Source organism: Alkalihalobacterium chitinilyticum, from assembly GCF_029028005.1.
Taxonomy (GTDB): Bacteria; Bacillota; Bacilli; order Bacillales; family Bacillaceae_F; genus Alkalihalobacterium; species Alkalihalobacterium chitinilyticum.
Genome location: NZ_JAOTPO010000004.1, coordinates 46,547 through 64,628 on the forward strand (window position 1 = coordinate 46,547; position 18,082 = coordinate 64,628).

15 protein-coding genes and 1 pseudogene are annotated in these 18,082 nt (G+C 37.6%); 3 read left to right on the forward strand and 13 right to left on the reverse strand.

The genetic code is table 11. The features are described from left to right. Positions 1-216 precede the first annotated feature (216 nt). Both N7Z68_RS07525 and N7Z68_RS07530 read right to left on the reverse strand, forming a co-directional pair. On the reverse strand, positions 217-1,230 hold the full coding sequence (locus N7Z68_RS07525; protein ID WP_275117859.1) for an alpha/beta fold hydrolase: 1,014 nt from the start codon (positions 1,228-1,230) through the stop codon (positions 217-219). A gap of 1 nt (position 1,231) precedes the next feature. Further along, a complete protein-coding gene (locus N7Z68_RS07530) occupies positions 1,232-1,702 on the reverse strand; it encodes a hypothetical protein (protein WP_275117860.1) in 471 nt (156 codons plus the stop codon). 252 nt (positions 1,703-1,954) lie between these two features. On the opposite strand from N7Z68_RS07530, the gene N7Z68_RS07535 reads away from it, so the two are divergent. After that, a complete protein-coding gene (locus N7Z68_RS07535) occupies positions 1,955-3,307 on the forward strand; it encodes a cytochrome P450 (protein ID WP_275117861.1) in 1,353 nt (450 codons plus the stop codon). A 246-nt stretch (positions 3,308-3,553) separates the two neighbouring features. On the opposite strand, the gene N7Z68_RS07540 is transcribed toward N7Z68_RS07535, so the two are convergent. The 8 genes and pseudogenes from N7Z68_RS07540 to N7Z68_RS07575 all read right to left on the reverse strand — a co-directional run bounded on the left by N7Z68_RS07540 (position 3,554) and on the right by N7Z68_RS07575 (position 10,838). Then, positions 3,554-3,946 carry a hypothetical protein gene (locus N7Z68_RS07540; protein WP_275117862.1) on the reverse strand — a complete coding sequence of 131 codons (393 nt, stop codon included), beginning with the start codon at positions 3,944-3,946 and terminating at the stop codon, positions 3,554-3,556. 189 nt (positions 3,947-4,135) lie between these two features. Further along, positions 4,136-5,023, reverse strand: a pseudogene (locus tag N7Z68_RS07545) (HAMP domain-containing sensor histidine kinase); the annotation flags it as partial. Positions 5,024-5,211: 188 nt separating this feature from the next. After that, positions 5,212-5,904, reverse strand: a complete 693-nt coding sequence (locus N7Z68_RS07550; protein WP_275117864.1) for a response regulator transcription factor — start codon at positions 5,902-5,904, stop codon at positions 5,212-5,214. Then, entirely contained in the window at positions 5,876-6,484 is a 609-nt protein-coding gene (locus tag N7Z68_RS07555; RefSeq protein ID WP_275117865.1) for a class I SAM-dependent methyltransferase, read from the reverse strand. Before N7Z68_RS07555 ends, N7Z68_RS07550 begins: the two co-directional genes overlap by 29 nt. Positions 6,485-6,734: 250 nt before the next feature. Next, positions 6,735-7,220: a hypothetical protein gene (locus N7Z68_RS07560; RefSeq protein WP_275117866.1), complete on the reverse strand. Its 486-nt coding sequence runs from the start codon at positions 7,218-7,220 to the stop codon at positions 6,735-6,737. Positions 7,221-7,271: 51 nt separating this feature from the next. After that, positions 7,272-7,985 (reverse strand): SIR2 family NAD-dependent protein deacylase, encoded by a 714-nt coding sequence (locus N7Z68_RS07565; RefSeq protein WP_275117867.1) that lies wholly within the window; start codon positions 7,983-7,985, stop codon positions 7,272-7,274. 169 nt (positions 7,986-8,154) lie between these two features. After that, a complete protein-coding gene (locus N7Z68_RS07570; protein WP_275117868.1) occupies positions 8,155-9,483 on the reverse strand; it encodes a DUF4139 domain-containing protein in 1,329 nt (442 codons plus the stop codon). Between the two features lie 359 nt (positions 9,484-9,842). Then, entirely contained in the window at positions 9,843-10,838 is a 996-nt protein-coding gene (locus N7Z68_RS07575) for a helix-turn-helix transcriptional regulator (RefSeq protein WP_275117869.1), read from the reverse strand. Between the two features lie 570 nt (positions 10,839-11,408). On the opposite strand from N7Z68_RS07575, the gene N7Z68_RS07580 reads away from it, so the two are divergent. Together N7Z68_RS07580 and N7Z68_RS07585 are read left to right on the forward strand one after the other, a co-directional pair. Then, positions 11,409-12,659 (forward strand): erythromycin esterase family protein, encoded by a 1,251-nt coding sequence (locus N7Z68_RS07580; RefSeq protein WP_275117870.1) that lies wholly within the window; start codon positions 11,409-11,411, stop codon positions 12,657-12,659. A 300-nt stretch (positions 12,660-12,959) separates the two neighbouring features. After that, positions 12,960-14,648, forward strand: a complete 1,689-nt coding sequence (locus tag N7Z68_RS07585) for a formate--tetrahydrofolate ligase (RefSeq protein ID WP_275117871.1) — start codon at positions 12,960-12,962, stop codon at positions 14,646-14,648. 400 nt (positions 14,649-15,048) lie between these two features. Here the strand turns inward: N7Z68_RS07585 and N7Z68_RS07590 are convergent, their stop codons facing one another. The 3 genes from N7Z68_RS07590 to N7Z68_RS07600 all read right to left on the reverse strand — a co-directional run bounded on the left by N7Z68_RS07590 (position 15,049) and on the right by N7Z68_RS07600 (position 17,979). After that, a complete protein-coding gene (locus tag N7Z68_RS07590) occupies positions 15,049-15,465 on the reverse strand; it encodes a nucleoside deaminase (RefSeq protein WP_275117872.1) in 417 nt (138 codons plus the stop codon). A 77-nt stretch (positions 15,466-15,542) separates the two neighbouring features. After that, on the reverse strand, positions 15,543-15,938 hold the full coding sequence (locus N7Z68_RS07595) for a rhodanese-like domain-containing protein (protein WP_275117873.1): 396 nt from the start codon (positions 15,936-15,938) through the stop codon (positions 15,543-15,545). Positions 15,939-16,032: 94 nt separating this feature from the next. Further along, positions 16,033-17,979: an IucA/IucC family protein gene (locus N7Z68_RS07600; protein ID WP_275117874.1), complete on the reverse strand. Its 1,947-nt coding sequence runs from the start codon at positions 17,977-17,979 to the stop codon at positions 16,033-16,035. Positions 17,980-18,082 lie beyond the last annotated feature (103 nt).

Here is an 18,082-nt window from a genome sequence, read left to right on the forward strand (position 1 = left end):
CATTCCCTCACTTATAATTTTAGATTTCACTTTCTGGTTTTCGCAGTGACGTTTATCCTCACTTAATATACGTATAAAAAACGATAATAGTTTCAAAGAAAGATGTATTTTTATTTTATTATGCTATGCTCCATTTAATGTGAAACACAAAAAAACGGGCTTCGAAATAGAACATTGAAGCCCGGAGCTAAACAGCCTTATTATTAATTGGCTACGTTATAAGGGAGTAGACCTCTTCGTTAACCACTCTTTCAGAACACGAGGGATTTTCCCCGTCATGGCAATGGTCACATGACCGCCATTTATTTTCTCGAATGTTTGATCCTTACAAGTTAATAAACTCATGATCGTTTTTGTGTATTTTTCAGGAACGAGTTCGTCATGTGTTGTTGATATAACTAGTGTATTAGCTTTAATGTTGGCTATTCTTACTTTTTTTCCACCAATCACTAATTCATCCTTTACTAATTGGTTCCCCAAGACCATCTGGATTAATTGTTTAAGCAAGGCTCCCGAAAATGCAATTTGATCATTAATCCAATGGTATAATAACTTCATTTTCAAATTCTTTGGTTTCTTTTTAAGAGACAATTTAGATTTAATCGTAAACGGGGTTGTTGCTAGGGTTATTGCGTTTTCAACAACTTTTGCCGGGATAGTACCATACTCATCAATGATTTCATCTAACTCAAATTCATTTCTCTGTAACGCATTATTCCAATCTTGAGGGATATTTAATTTACTAAAATCGATGGGTGTAGCAAAGATAATTAGGTTTTTTATCGGTGTTTCAGCTATTGTTGCATAAATGGCTGTAAGTGTCCCGCCTAAACAATAGCCAATTAAAGTAATTTCACGAGCATTCGAATGTAAAAGCGTCCGTTTTACCGCTCGATCCATATACTTAAGAATATAGTCGTCCAACGTTAAGTCCTTATCTTCGTATCCAGGTTCCCCGAAATCAAGTAGATAAACGTCATACCCTTCCTTTAGATAAGCTTCAATCATACTCATTCCAGGGTGTAAGTCAAGAATATATGATTTATTAACTAATGAATAAACGAGTAACAATGGAGTTTTGTACTTTTTTTCTTTGGAAGGATAATACCATAATGCAGCCTTATTTAACCGCCAAATTAATTTTCTAGGTGTTTGTCCCACTTTTAAATCTAAAGATTCTTTATCAGTGGATTCGCATCTCAACCGACTTCTGCCATGCTTATTTTTCACATCATCTCCTCCGATCTATTAGGCGTTCAAGTAACTCTTTCGTTCCTAAGGAGTTATCAACTGATGTGTCAAACATATTTTGTGTCAACATATCCTTCCATTTTTTCTTCCTATCTTTATCGTAAGTTCTAAAATGTTCTTGGTAATGTTCTGGAGTATTTTTTTCTGCACCCAATTCTGCGTCTTTTAATTTCTCTTCTAAACTATCTATTTTTTCCTCTAGTTGTTTAACTAGCTGTGCAACATTCGCTACATCGTCTTTTGTTGGTGTATTTAAATGTAACGCTATAACATCGGCATACTCGCGAACTAACTTAATGAATTCATAATGTGATTTAGATCCTAATTTAATAACCTCAACCAATTTCGGGTCATTTAGTAGCTTATGAGCAATCCCACTAATCGTATCTTCAGATTTTTTAGTTTTCGACTTTAACGCTTGTAGTTGTTTTACTTTTTTCTTTTGAACCAATCGTATCACTTCCTTATTTTCTAATACTAAAAAAGATACACTTATAACCTATTCATTGCTTTCCCGATTGGTTTTCTACTTTGCCTACTTTTGACTATTTTTAGGCATAAAGACTCTGCTATTTATCCCTCAACAGCATGGCGAATGCCTATTTATTAACAATAATTTTATAGAGCAGATATTTGTCCAAGCGGAGATCATTACTCAACATAAATTAATAAAGCAGACTAAAAAAAGAGAGGGTTAAGTTGTATGGGGAAAATAAAAGATTGGCATCAGATAAAAGGACCAAGAGGCAGCTGGTTATCTGGAAACCTCAAAGAATTTCAAAAGGATCCATTACTTTTTCTAACCCAGTTATCTAATGTCTATGGGGATGTGGCTAAATTTCGTTTTGGGCCCTTTCAGAAAGTCTATCATGTCTCAAATCCTGATTTAATTAAAGAAATTCTAGTTTCGAAACAAAAGAATTTTATAAAATCTAAAGACTTAAACGTACTAAAAGACGTTGTCGGCGAAGGCCTCCTTACGAGTGAAAAAGAGATGCATTTGAAACAAAGACGACTAATCCAACCAGCTTTTAAAAAAACTCATATTACTCAATACGCTCAGGACATGATAGACGTTACTGCTAATTATATTTCTGATTGGGAAGATGGCCGTGAATACCTCATGTCAAAAGAGATGATGAATGTAACACTCGGTATCATTACAAAGACCATGTTCAGCATGGACTTTAAGGAAGGTTCTGAAGCGATTGGGCAACCCATTGAAACGTATATGAAATTAGCTGTTAAAAGAATGAGAGCTATCGTCCGCTTACCGCTCTGGCTACCTACTAAAAACAATAAGTCTTATAAAAAATCAATCCATATACTGGAGCAAACTTTAACCAATATCATTGAAGACAGAAGAAAAAGCGATGAGAGAAACGAAGATTTACTGGGGATGTTAATGAAAGCACGTTCTGAAGTCGATGGCCTTAGGATGTCTAATCAGCAACTAATGGATGAACTGATGACGATTTTTTTAGCCGGACATGAAACGACTGCCAATGCACTGACTTGGACTCTGTTCCTAATTTCACAGCATCCTATAGTTATGAAAAAGTTAAATGAGGAAATTAACGAAGTAATTGGGGACCGGAACATTCAACCCGATGATTTTAGCAAGCTGACCTATACACAAAATGTGTTTTGGGAGTCACTTCGACTCTTTCCACCAGCCTATGTCATTGGGAGACAAGTAGATAGTGATGTGGAAATCGGTGATTATGTTTTCAAGAAAGGCGAAATGATCTTAATAAGCCCCTATGTCGTTCACCGTAGCCCACTCTATTTTGAGGATCCTACTTCATTTATTCCTGAGAGATTTGAAAAAGACCTACTAAAAACATTGCCTTCATTTGCCTTCTTTCCATTTGGTGGCGGCCCGAGAGTCTGTATTGGTAATCATTTTGCGGTCATGGAAGCCGTCCTTGTTTTAGTTTCTATTTTCCAGCGTTATCACTTAACACTTGCTCCCGATCATCACGACGTCAAACCTCAACCACTCATAACACTGAGACCGAAACAAGGAATTAGAATGATTGTAACGAAAAAGTAAAAATGTTATAGGCAGATAGTAAGTTTTAATGAGAGATGGATCATTTCTCCAGCTCTCAGTTACATACGAGAAAAATATCGGTCACCCAAACTTTAAGTTCTTATATAATGCGACCAGAGTGAATAATCGGGGATAATATAGAATTGTGGTGAATGGTGATGAAATATACACATTGACTGTTCCTTTAGATTAGGAGTTTGTAGGATATTGATAGGATGTAGCTAGTGGTTTGCTAGCATCGCTCTATTAATAAAATGATGTCTTCTCTTCCACTTCAATTTGCAACTTCCCGTCTTCATTTATTGACTGAATGGTAACAATCGCTTCTCCTGAATAACCTTGTTCAATATAGCCAAATACCGTTTCTTGATGCAGTCTCCCCTCTTTATCCTGATACTGTAATTCCATCGAGGTTTCACTAAAATCTTCAGTTGGATTGACTTTCAACTTATGTTTTTTGTTCGCTGGTATTGCAGGTATGTCTACGTTAGGAATGGTAGTATAGTAGGTTAGATACATCCCTGAAATTTCTGCGTTGGTTTCGTTGCGAATTTCAACCTTGAAGCCTCGATCGAACAACGATATGAAGTAATACCCAGCTACGAATCCTAGCAATATAAAAATGATCACTTTTTTCATGACGAAGTCCCACCTTTTCTTTCTACTCTGTTTTTATAGTTTTAAAAGATTTGAAATTGTTCATAACTCCATTTAAGTTTAACAGAATTAACCAAAAAGGTTCTATTTTTGTAGCGGTCAGTATTCTCTTTCAAAATTGAATTTAATTAACTAAAAAGGCCTATGAGAAATTTATCCTCATAAGCCTTTTCAATGAATAGTATGCTCCACATAAAAAGTCATCCATCCTTCTTTGTACTCCACACCTATGGACCCTTTATGAAGTTCTACAATTCTTTTAGAAATTGCGAGTCCAAGTCCTGTACCTCGATTTTCACTTCTGGCCTTGTCTCCTGTGAAAAACCTCCCAAATAATTTGTTAACATCTTCTACCGGTGGCTGATCTACTCGGTTGGATACTTTAAAAACGGCTTTGCTTCCTTTTGCTTCAAGACTTATACGTATATCGGACGGTTTTATACTATATTTTATGGCATTCATAAAAAGGTTTTCATAGACGCGAACAAATTTTTCAATATCCAAAAGAACAGGAACGTGTTCATCTGTAATGTTTTTCTTTACACTTAAGTGCTCCCTTTCAAAAATGGGAATGTATTCTCCCACTATCTGTTCTAAAAGAGCAGTTACATCCACTTCCACTAAGTTTAACTTTACATCAAGGTCGGATAACCGAGTATATTCAAACAGTTCATCAATTAAAGTTTTTAATCGAAGTGATTTTGAATATGTGGTCTCAACGTACTCATCAAACTGTTTTTTGCCTTCATATTGTCCCTTTTTTAACAAGTCCAAATATCCAATCATGGAAGTCAATGGAGTTCGTAAGTCATGTGAGACATTGGTTATCAGCTCATTTTTGGCAGCTTCCAAACGTCTTTCATGCTCAAATTTATTCTCCAGCTCTTTTGACATGAAATTAATATTCTCGGCCAGTTGGGTCAATTCGTCTTTTCCCTCCGCTTTTATCGTTAAACCCAAGCTTCCATTTGCTATGTGGTTTACACTGTCTGATATTAGCTTCAGGTATGCTACTTTTTTTCGCACTAGTAATAAAAATGCAGCTATGAATGATAAAATTCCAGTTGTAAATGTAAAAAGGTTCATAAAATTAAAATGAAGTACACTTTCCATATCAAAGTATCCACTATCATAAAGATACCTAAAGAGCAGGGCATTTAAGACCATTACACAGTACGAAACGAAAAAACTAATGGCAATCGCACCAAGAAGCTTTATGATTAGCTTATTTCTAAGCTTATTTACCCTCATATTTTATACCCTACTCCCCAAACCGTTTTAATATAAATCGGATGCTTCGAGTCTTCCTCTAACTTATCTCGAATTTTTGTAATGTGTACCATCACAGTATTATCTGACTTAAAAAAGTCTTCTTTCCAAACGGCCTCATAAATTTTCTCAATACTAAGGACAATTCCTTTGTTACGTGCAAGAATTTCCAATATGTCGAATTCTTTTGGAGTTAGTCTAATATCCTTTCCTCTTACCCAAACCTGGCGTGTGTCGGTATTGACCTTTAAATCCCCTATCTCAATAACAGTCTGATTGTTATTGTTATCGGTATCGCTATTGTATTTTTTAAATCTTCTTAATTGAGATTTCACCCTAGCGATTAATTCTAACGGATTAAATGGTTTGGATAAATAATCATCAGCCCCGGATGCAAGACCTTGAATTTTATCCATATCTTCAGACTTTGCCGAAAGCATAATGATCGGCATATTTCTTTCTTGTCTGATTTTCATACAAGCTTCGATACCATCCATTTTAGGCATCATAATATCTAAAATAATTAGGTCAAAATCCTGCTTCTCCAACAGTTTTAGTGCTTCAATTGCATCTTCCGCTTGAATGGTTTGCATTCCCTCGTTTTCTAAATAGACCGAGATAAGATTTCTTATATCTTTCTCATCATCCACAATAAGAATTTTCGATTCCATAGTTTTCCTCCACATTTTTTTCTTTAATCGAACAGTTAAACACGTAAGCTGGTGGAACATTTCTCAGTTCTCTCTTTATTTCTATTTTGGTAAAAAACTGTTCAATCAATGCCTTTTTCATTTTAGTGTATTGGAAAGTAATAAATTGTCCATCCTTATCTAGGATTTTCGAAGTATTGAGTAAAATATTGTGTGAAACCTGTTCGGGCAAACTTGCAAAAGGAAGCCCTGAAATCACATAGTCTGCATAAGGCACTTTATATTTTTGAAGATACTGTTCAATTTTTTCAGCTGATCCATTTACGATGTATAAATTCTTTTCCATTTTAAATTTTTCTTTCAGTAATAAATAAAATTCTTCATTGTTTTCCAGTAACATAATAATGGTATTAGGGTTTCTTTTCTTAAGCAATTTTTCAGTAAATACCCCTGTTCCTGGTCCATATTCAACAATATATTTGGCATTATCGAAATTAATATGTTCAATCATTTTATCCCCAAGGAAACTTGAACTGGGTAAGATCGCACCCACTGTTTTCGGATTAACAATATATTGAAATAAGAAGGTTAGATGTTTCATCTTCCACCACTCCATTGGCTTGAATTTATACCCTACTTTAATAGCCAAACCTGAAGAAAAAGCAGTGAAAGTTCTTAAGAATTCTTAAAAGTTTAATATTCTTTATATATCACGTCTACAGCAACTAGAGACCTTCAAATATCCATACAAATTTTTTTGCTTTTGAATTGATTGCGGACCGATGTATTGAAAAAAGCTATCAAAAAAATTCATTTCTGAATCTATTCGATAGCACGTATATTTCTTAATCCTATATAATTTCAATTGAATTTGCATTTGCCGTATTTACTATTTGAGAAAAATGCTCATAACGCTCCGTTACTTCAACTAAAGGGTCTGCGTCATAATACAGCTTATCTTTTCCACGGGTTGCAAGTACGATTGGGACCCCTTTGAATTTTACCGCTTCAATGATCTTCCCCGCATTTTTAACAAAATAACCTGTTTGATCACGGTTATTGTAAGAAATGGTATGGGAATCGAGCCATTGGACGATATCAAGAACGTCATACGATTTCGAAAAAAGTAAGGAGGTAAGAAATGTCTTATCTTTTACCTCCAACAGCGTAACAAAACAATCGGCAACTTGAATGGATTGACTTTTGAAATCGTCAAACAGCAATTCATAATCTTTTATAAAACAATATTCATAATCATCGTCAAACTCTCTTAAATAATGTTCAACCTTATGAACCATTTTCTCCATTCGAAGGTTAGCTATATCGGCAATATCCACTCTTAATACCTCCCGTTTTTCTTTTGGTTAGACTTTTAATTCCTAAACTATTTACCGAATCAACTGGTCGACTGCGATCAATGTTTCTTTTGCGCTTCCTTCGATGATTAAATCAAAAAATGAGTGATGGTCATTCACTTCTTTATTGATATAAACGGTTTTCCCCTGCGTCATTTGTGGTAATTGACTTACAGGATATACTTGCAAGCTCGTGCCAATGACGATGACAAGTTCAGCTCGCTCAATGTGATGAAGAGCGCTGTTCCACGCATCTTCCGGCAGCATTTCACCAAAGAGAACCACATTCGGGCGAATCTGTCCATTGCAAATACTGCAGCTTTCTTTGTTTTTGAATTGTTCAAAACTTGCTGAACTTCCACATTGATGGCAACGAAACGTTCGAATTGAGCCATGCAATTGGTCCACTTGTTTGCTGCCAGCCATCATGTGAAGCTCATCGACATTTTGCGTTGCAACTTCATGAACAAGGTTTTTTTGCTCCCATTTAGCGAGTATACGGTGTCCATCATGGGGCCTGCAGTCTCCAAGTGTTTGAAGCCTGGTTGAGTAAAATTCATGGAATAAATCATAATCTTCCTCTAGCGCATCGACGGTAGCCACGGTTAAAGGATCAATGTTCTTCCACCATCCTGATTTCGAGCGAAAATCCGGAATCCCGCTTTCCACACTCATACCAGCACCAGTAAGTACGACCGTATGATTGGATTCCACTAATGCATGATAAAGTTCATCGATTTTGTTCACTAATATCACCACCGAATTATAGTTTCCATTGTCCTTGATGGTTTGAACCATCATTTGTCCACTTACAAAATGAGTCCCTATAAAACAAGTTTACATTCCTATCTTTTCCATGTACTAGCCTTGTTAAAAGGAGCGGTTCAAAACATGAAAAAGAATAGCAACAACCTTATTATTTATGGACTTTTACATGGAACACTTGGTCGATTTCATAAGTGAATGAAACGATTGTTTCCTGATTGGCAGGGACTTCAACCCAAAATACAAGTTGTCTTGTGTTCTCTTGTTCATACGAATGACTGCTTCTCATGATTTGGGACCATCTTTCGTAAATCGAATGTTCAATTTTCATCATAACCGGTTCATCTTTTTTATTTTTAATGACGTATTCGTAATCGACGTACTCATACTCACCCTCAAAATCATACGCTCTGTATCGCTTTTTTTCCTTACTATCTGTTACAATATCAAATGCCTTTCCAATCGTTAGTGTAACTAATTCGTCTTTCGGGGTATGCGGAATTTCGTCTTCCCCGATAAACTCTAACGTTTGATCGCTTTCATCTTCCTGGTACACTTTGACTTTGCCCTTAGGAAGCGGTATTCCCATTTGGTTGTCTTTACTGTTCATCATTTCAATCATAATCGGTGGTTGTTCGGTGTAACGATCAACAACGTAATATTTTTTGTATTCGCCGTTTGCAATATTCAAAAAATTAATTTGCTTTTCTTGCTGATTTTTTAATTGCACAGGTCTGCTTAAGGTGTACATCTGCTGGTCCGCAAAACTTTTTTCAGTGAAATTCTCGGCTTCTTCTTCGATTGACATTTGACTATAAACGACATGCTCATCGTGATCAAAATCACGTATATCATGAACGCGATTTACTTCACCCGCAATGAGTTTTAATTGGGCTTGGTTATACGTTGTACCAGATTGATTGTTAATCTGTACCCAGCCAGTCAGTTGAAATGTATTGTGTTGCAGCTCTAAAACATAGTTTCCGTTCCACTGTATTCCTTTTGTTAAATATGAAACTTTAATTTCATGGTTCATCCATTGTGGCTTGATATTCCATATTAGAGCGGGCTTGACCATTAGTCCTGATGGTAAGGAAGGCAAAATGAGCTCACCGACAGGATTTATGATGATTTCTTTCGTATCCACTATTTCACCAATTATTCCATCGGTTACACTTAATAGTCGAACTCTCGTCTTATCGCCCCGCTCTTTATCATGGACCGTAACGACTTGTTCTAAGTATTTTTCTAGAAGTTTCCTTTGATTGACAAGATCATAGTCAAAATTAAATTCCTCTACTTTTAGACCACTCACAATGATAGAATCGGTTTCTATTTTTTCAGCTACATCCACATATTGAACTTCTGATATGGCATCCGTACTATAAAGCTTCCTTTCCTCTTTCACTAGACCAAAACCATCATTATATATCGTAATACTAAGCTTTTGACAATCCTCATTCGTTGTTTGCAGTCTCATTGTCATGTCTCCTTTTTTCGAATTAGTATGTTATTCGAGCAAACGAAAACTTTTACCTATTTCTATTTATTAACTTTCAGTGAATTTTCTCCATCTCCATTTCTCCTTATATTTTACAAAGAAAAAAGCTGAGACCGTTTCCTTTTTTGGGTAGGGTAGGAAAAAAGATGCGAAGAATGGTTAGGTTTCCAAGGAGACTAAAAGACGATGAAAAACCGACTACTCCTACTGGTCGTCGGTTTCGTCATTGTATATTTGTTTTTGTTTTTTCTTTAACGTCTCTCCTAAGCGAGATGGCTCTAACATTTTACGAGCACTGGAGTCCGTTTTAATTTGTTCTACTTAACTTTTCATCCAAGTTATTGCTGGTATTGTTTATACAGCTTTTCCGCTTCTGTTTTCATCCGGTCCACCAGTGACGGTGGTGTAAGTACTTTTGCATCGCTGCCCCATGTTAGTAGCCAGCGCACTAACCCGTCACTAATTACCGCATTGGTCGTTATCCTAAATGTACCTTCTGAATGTGGACGAATATTTACATTTAAACCAAACCGATCAATCACTACATTAAGTAATTGATTAACGAACTCAATTTCAATGCTTCGTTCTTCTCCCGAATACATGTGAAACAGGGTTTGCGTATAATGATTGATGTTAAAATTAGGGTCGAGAATAAACGTATTCTCAGTCACCTCAACGTTTCGCATTCGATCAATCCGGTAATGACGGATATCTCCTTCTGGGACAAACTCGCCAATCAGATAGTAAAATTCATTATTCCAGACAAGCGCATACGGTTTGACCAGATAATAATCTCCATTTCTATTCAGTTGAAAGTCTTTTTGAATGGTGTACTTTCCATATTGAAACTGAATCGTCTGTTGTTTCCAAATGGCTTCATGTAAGGAATTGATCGCATTTCTGACACTCTTATTTTCAGTTTTAGTCCCCGCTGGTAATAAAATTCGATTTTCGAGCTGTTTAGCCAGGTGATAACTCGTCAACTTTTTTAATTTGTTTACTAGATTTTCAGTTTCCGTTTGCGTGATAAACTTCGCTGAAGAAACAGCATCAATTAAAAGACGTAACTCATGAATTTCGAATAAGCGGGTTTGGTGACTGTAATATTTCTCTACCCCATTTTTTTCGTGATTTTCTATCACATCAAACAGTCCGGATTCTGCTAACTCTTTAAGGTCATCTCGAATGGCCTTATGCCCCACCGTTTGTTCTGTGTTTTCATAATACAAGTCTACTAACTCTCTAATTGTCAGTTCGTTCTGTTCGTCGGTGTATTTTTTCAACAAATCCCTAATGATCAATAGTCGTTGTTTTGTGGATTGCTTTTCATTCATCGAGGTAACCTCCATGGATAACGGATTTATATTAAGGTCATGTCGGTGCAGCTAAGGGTTGCATATGTTATTCATACTTAATCTATTAAAATCTTAAGTATTCAATAGAAGTGACGATCACAACTAAACTTTTACATAAAATGATATAATATTTAAAACTAGTAAAATAATACCATATCATTCTATTAAAACAAAGATGATTTGTGAAGGAGTCATTTATGTATACAACAATCTTTTTTACTTTTTTCATCGTTTTAGCGTTCATTCATTTTATTATGAAGTGCTTAAAAGACCATATAAAACAAGGAACTTATAGCCTAATATAGATTTTAATTTGCTTTTGTTAACTGCTTCACAAATTGATTAGTGTTGTGCTTTTATTTAATGAGGCACTATCCGCACTGTTTGACGACCGTTCTCCACTAAGTTTTTTCCTTTCGATCACTATTCTCTATCATCAATTAACACTTCTTGATACTACTTCTTCCCAACTGGCACCCGTCGCTTCTTTCCTCATCAACTGGAATTACTTGGCTCATTCCCGCTCATACTAAGCCCGAGGTGAAGGTATTGATTACAACAAGAGAATTAACTGACCATATCAAAAAACATGCGGTTCCATTTAATAAGACAGCAGATCTCCAACCGTTAATCCAAAAAGCAGGCCAAGCAAAGTACGCACTCCTTGGTGAATCAAGTCATGGAACGAGGGAATTTTATACGATTCGGGCCGATATTACGAAGCAGCTCATTCAGGAGCATCAATTTTCTTTTATTGCCGTCGAGGGAGATTGGCCGGCCTGTTATGAAGTAAATCGTTACATTAAAGGAAGGGCCCCCGAGTACTCGAGTGCTGAAGATGTATTAAAAAAATCATTCTATCGTTGGCCGAGTTGGATGTGGGCAAATCGGGAAATGGTCGATCTCATCCAATGGCTTCACGCTTACAACCAACAACAAACCGATCGAAAAATAGGCTTTTACGGAATAGATGTGTATAGCTTATGGGAGTCTATGGAAGCGATTGTTGATTACTTAAAAAAGATTAAATCCCCTGATTTGGACAAAGCGCTACAAGCAATCGAATGCTTCGAACCTTATCACAGGAAACCTGAGAACTACGGGATTTCAGCGGCCTTTTATGGCGAAGACTGCATGAGTGAAGTGATGGAACTGTTATCAACTATAAAAGAAAACAAGAAGATGTACGATCAGGACCCCGAAGCGGTATTGAATATGAATATTAATGCGATCGCTGCCATGAATGCTGAACATTATTACCACACGATGGTGACGAATGATAATGAATCGTGGAATATTCGCGACCGTCATATGGTCGAAGCGCTACAACATATTAGTGAGTTTCATGGCTCTTCTGCTAAGGGAATTATCTGGGAACATAACACCCATATTGGCGATGCGCGCGCGACCGATATGGCTAAAGAAGGAATGGTCAATGTCGGACAATTAACTCGAGAATCTTTCGGGGCGAATCACGTTTATGCGGTAGGGTTCGGAACTTACGAAGGTACTGTTATTGCTGGAACGGAATGGGGTTCACCTGCTGAAATTATGACTGTCCCTCAAGGCGTTACAGGCAGCTGGGAAGAAGCTCTTCATCAGGCAGGTGCCTATAATCAATTTTTACTGTTTACAGATGACAATAAAGACCTTTTCTCTAATGTGATCGGCCATCGTGCAATTGGTGTTGTTTATCATCCTGAATTTGAACATCACGGAAATTATGTTCCATCCCGTCTATCACAACGATACGATGCCTTTATTCATATCGATAAAACAACTGCCCTTTCTCCGCTTTAGCGGAAACGGTCGTGCCCCCTCTTCTCAGCAACAAATCGAAAAAGTCATATACTTTAGTCATAAAACTAAAGAAATAAACATATATATAATTTAAAGGTTTAATCTGGCCTCGTTAAACCTATCGGATAACAAAACTCCTTCATGTTATTCCTCCTAAGAAAGAGGCCACTACTATTATCATTTCTCCTCAATTACTTCACTTTATAGTGAAGTTCCTTTTTGTGCTATATTTAAGTAGGGGCTCGAATATACTTTCCTGAGATACAACAATTTCATGTTACGAGTGGAGAAGGGAGAACTATGAAGACAAATAAGCAAATAAAATCAGATATTGAGATTGCACAAGCTGCAACATTAAAGCCCATTCAACAATTTAAGGAACAGCTTAACATTTTAGATGAAGAATTAGAGTTACACGGTCACTATAAAGCTAAAATTTCACTTGATTTAATGAAACGGCTGGAAGGTCAACCAGACGGAAAGGTCGTTTTAGTTACTGCGATCAACCCTACCCCGGCAGGAGAAGGAAAATCAACAGTTACAGTAGGATTAGGACAAGCTTTAAACAAGCTAGGTAAAAATGCGATGATTGCTCTTCGTGAACCGTCCCTTGGCCCAACGATGGGGATTAAAGGCGGCGCTGCAGGTGGTGGATACTCGCAAGTGTTGCCAATGGAAGAGATTAACCTCCATTTTACCGGCGACATTCATGCAATTACAACTGCGAATAATGCATTAGCAGCCTTTTTAGATAACCACATTCACCAAGGAAACGATCTTCAAATAGATACGAGACGAATTGTCTGGAAACGAGTTCTAGACTTAAATGACCGTGCGTTACGTCAAGTTGTCGTTGGCTTAGGCGGGCCGATGCAAGGAGTACCGCGTGAAGATGGATTTGATATTACAGTCGCTTCTGAAATTATGGCTGTTTTCTGTTTAGCTACGGATTTGAAAGATTTGAAACAGCGCTTAGCAAAAATTGTTGTCGCTTACACTTTCGATCAAGAACCTGTAACAGTGGCAGACCTTGGCGTAGAAGGCGCTCTAACGCTTTTATTAAAAGATGCGATTAAACCAAATCTCGTACAAACGATTGAACACACACCGGCGTTAATCCATGGCGGACCTTTTGCAAATATTGCTCACGGCTGCAATAGTGTCATTGCAACGAAAATGGCGCAGAAGTTGAGCGATATTGTCATTACTGAAGCAGGATTCGGTGCTGATTTAGGAGCTGAAAAGTTCTTAAACATTAAATCTCGTTTTGCTGATATACAGCCAGAAGCGGTTGTCATCGTAGCAACGATCCGAGCGTTAAAAATGCATGGCGGCGTTTCTAAACAAGAGTTACATATGGAAAATATCGAAGCGTTACAGGCTGGATTAAGTAATTTACAAAAACATATCGAAACGATCCAAGCGTTTAACTTGCCTTTTGTTGTTGCGATTAACCGATTTACGTCAGATACAGACCAAGAAGTAGATGCTTTAAAAGCATTTTGTGAAAAAGAAGGATACGCGGTTGCTCTTACTGAAGTGTGGGAAAAAGGCGGTGAAGGCGGACTCGACTTAGCCGAGCAAGTTCTTCAAGCGATGGAACAAAATACTCATTCGTTCAAACCGTTATATGATGTGAGTGACACGATTCCAAATAAGATCTTAAAAATTGCTCAAACCGTTTATGGCGCAAAAGCCGTTGAATTTTCCGATAAAGCTAAAAAGCAAATGGCCCAGTATGAAGCATTAGGTTGGGATAACTTGCCGATTTGTATGGCAAAGTCTCCAGTTTCTCTATCTGATGATCCAACGAAACTCGGCAGACCGACAGACTTTACAATTACGATCCGAGAATTCAAACCTTCGATTGGAGCTGGCTTCCTCGTCGCCCTTTCCGGTAATATCATGACGATGCCCGGCCTTCCAAAAGCACCATCCGCATTAAAGATGGATGTCGATGAAGACGGTCGTGCTTTAGGACTTTTCTAGATGATACTTAAAACCGTGTGGAATATGCTTCCCATGCGGTTTTCATGTTGAAAGCTCGTTCGTCAATTACCTGTAATGTAATTTAAGAGGACTCACAGGCTCTTATTTGGCACTAAAGCATCGATTTCTAGAATTTAGCGGACTCACAGGCCCTTATTCACTGATATTCAGGAGAAAACCGTGGCTTATAAGTAAAATAGAGGCCTCTGAGTCCTCCAAAAGAGTAAAATGTTCAGTTTTTGCATAAATAAAGGCCTCTCAGTCCTCTAAACTCAATTTTATCCCTGACGCTTTGTCTTTCCGATAACTCACTTTTCATTCCTGGCACTTTATTCACCCGATAACCCCAACTTACTCACTACCACTAGACTGCTTATTTCAACCTAAAACGCCTAACCATTCACGGCAATGGCTCTGCCTCTAACCCGTTGATCATAATCGCAGCCAAATGCGGATTATAGCTTCTCAACATTTGTGCTGATTGATCTGACAGCACCCCACCTTGATAATTTTGCAAACGTTTATTTATGAATGTGTTCGAATCAATAAAGTGCTTCATTTCCAAGCTTTTATCTTCTAAGGCAAAAACAACGTTTCTAATGTTTGCAGTAATAATCGTAGACAAACACATCATACACGGTTCAACGGTAGTATAAAGGATGCAGTTCAAAGCATTTTGTATAAGGAAAGCGTTGCAGTTATTCATTGCATTGATTTCTGCATGGGCTAAATCATTTCCTTGTGTGAACGTCCGGTTTGAACCTCGTGATATAACCACATCATTATGTACAATGATTGAACCTATTGGTGTAGGCAAAAAAATAACGATCAAACCTTAATTGGTCGATCGTCATTTTTTTACTTGTTAAGAAAGCAGAGCTCAATACCTTATGATTAAGCGTTCTCTACTTCAAATCCTTCATTTTTCCAAGCTGTCGTTCCACCTTCTATGTAGGCTACATCTTCAAAGCCCATCTGCTTTAAAAGATAGGCCCCAAGAGCGGCTTGACCGCCTGCCCCGCACGTGACGATGACTGGACGGCTGCGATCTGCTAATTCAGGTGCTCTTAGGTGTTCTGGTAATTCAAGATCTGCACGGATCGGCAACATTCCCAGTGAAATGTTCATACTGCTTGGAATTAAACCACAAGCACCTGCATCTGCTGCGTCCTGCACATCAATGACCAGTGTATTCGGGTTTTGATTCATCTTTTCGCGTGCGTCAGCTGAAGAAATGCCAGCTACATTTTCTTTAGCTGTTCCCACCATTTGCTTAAACGTTAATGCCATGAATATCCCTCCTATTTTAACAACAACATTATTGAGTACCGAACACTTTATTCGATTACCCTTATTTTATTGCCCTTAATTTCATATGTTAAACCTATATTTCTTTATACAACGGATTAGGTACACCGATATAGGCATAATCGGTCACATCATCTTTTAACCGCATAATGGTTAATGCCTTTGTTTCCACGGTTGGGCCGAGTAACGCCTCCATATCCATCTCTACATCTTCTCGTAAGGTTTCATCCTGTTTAAGTTCGGTGAAAATGTTGATGCACACTTCTCTTACAACATCCCAAAGCTCTTGCTCATGGAGCGGATATTGTCTTGCTAGATGAGCCGTAAGCTCCCCAATGTGACTTTGGAACACCGTATGGATGACTTTGTTTTGCATTTCAACGAAATCATCACCAATCGTAACGGAATTAGGATAAAAGGTACCAGGTACCCCTTGTTGATCTAATCTCTTTTTATAAACCCTTACACCGCCTAAATCTCGAATGAACGCTTTAACAGGCTCATTGTCTTTAAAAACGATCAATGAATTTTGTAAATGTCCTTCTAGACCAATGCCGTAGCGGGTCATCAATGGAATAATCCCAGAAAGAACGACATCGATATATTTTTTAAAGAAAGATTTTACATTCTCTTCTAACGAATGGTACGGACGGCGCAAGTTGAATTGATCGACAATCTCATAAACGACTGAACGGTTTGAAACAGGAGACGGGCTGTATAATCCACAAGCGACCATTACATTTTCACCTTCATTGACGAGCGACTCTGGATTGGGACGAATGAGCAGTGATAAATTTTTATTTCGATGATACAATTGGGTGTCATTTTCGATTGTGGAGTTAAAGCGTATTCCAAAGTCTTCACCTGCAACGTGAAATGTTCCGTTAAAGTTTTTCTCTCTTTCTAAAATGGTTTTAATGATGCCTGTCAATTCTGGACCATTATGGACAGAGTTTGGAGAGATCGTTCGGACAGCACTAGTCATTTGTACGTTGATCGGTAATTTAAGGTGGTATTTTTTATCGACAGAAATCGGTGCAACCGTACGGACTGACAGCGTCGGCTTTATTGGCAGCCGATAATTGTCAATCAAAAAGATGTCCCCCTTTTCTAACTCATTTGCATATAATTCCGGTAAAGTTTGATCCTTTTGCCACGGATGCACGGGTAAAACGACATGTTCGTCTGGATTTACTCCTTTTGCTAAACAACTATTGATAAAACAGTCATAGAGCGTAGGGTATTCTTTGGACCAGAATTCGTTCATCTGTCGGCGTTCAAACTGCGGGTTTATATAAACGACATCTTTATGAAGAGCCACAAAAGACAGTTCAACCACTTGATCAAACTCTGAAGAATACTGCACAATTTCTCCGATCGTTAATCCGACTTTGGACTTCGTACACGGATGAAGCTGGTGTCCTGTCACACAAGACTGCTCAAAAAATAAGGCCCGATCAAAAGTTGGGTCTGTAGCTGCTAAGCCGTTTACAAGCTCTAACGTTGTTTGCCAGTTGTTTTTCTGACCAATTGCCTTCAGCTGTTCATATTTCGTTTCTTGGAATAACAACCCTAATCCCATATTAGCGACACTATCAGCGAGCTCTAACTGGAATCCCTCTAAATTGGAATACGTGATGTTTTGTTCTTCCATATATTCTTTTAATAGTTCGACTAAAAAGATCGGGTGTAAAACCTCAATTACTGCCTGCTTATGATCAACAAATTTAACATTTACTCCAAGCTTATATCGATCATAACTATATTTTTCAGCGATTGGAATGATGATCTTCCCTTTCTGAAAAGTTAATTCAACTGGCTTTGACTGTGAAAGTTGCGTTTCTATTTGATCTTTTTGAATAAACCCTTCTCTTAACAGGGCATTGATCATTCGCTCCATGATCATAAATCGCGCTTTAGGTACGATCGTTAAGTATGTATTCACTAACTCTGGATATGTAGTTGCAATGAAATCATGGATTTTCATTTCTTTTGTTTCTAAATTTAATTCAGTAAGTAACATTTACCCACTCCCACTCTACTTTTTAGGGTTGCTAATAACACAACAACGATAAGCCGCTGTTGTGTTATGTAATCCTATTAATGTTTATGTCTAAGCTGACCGT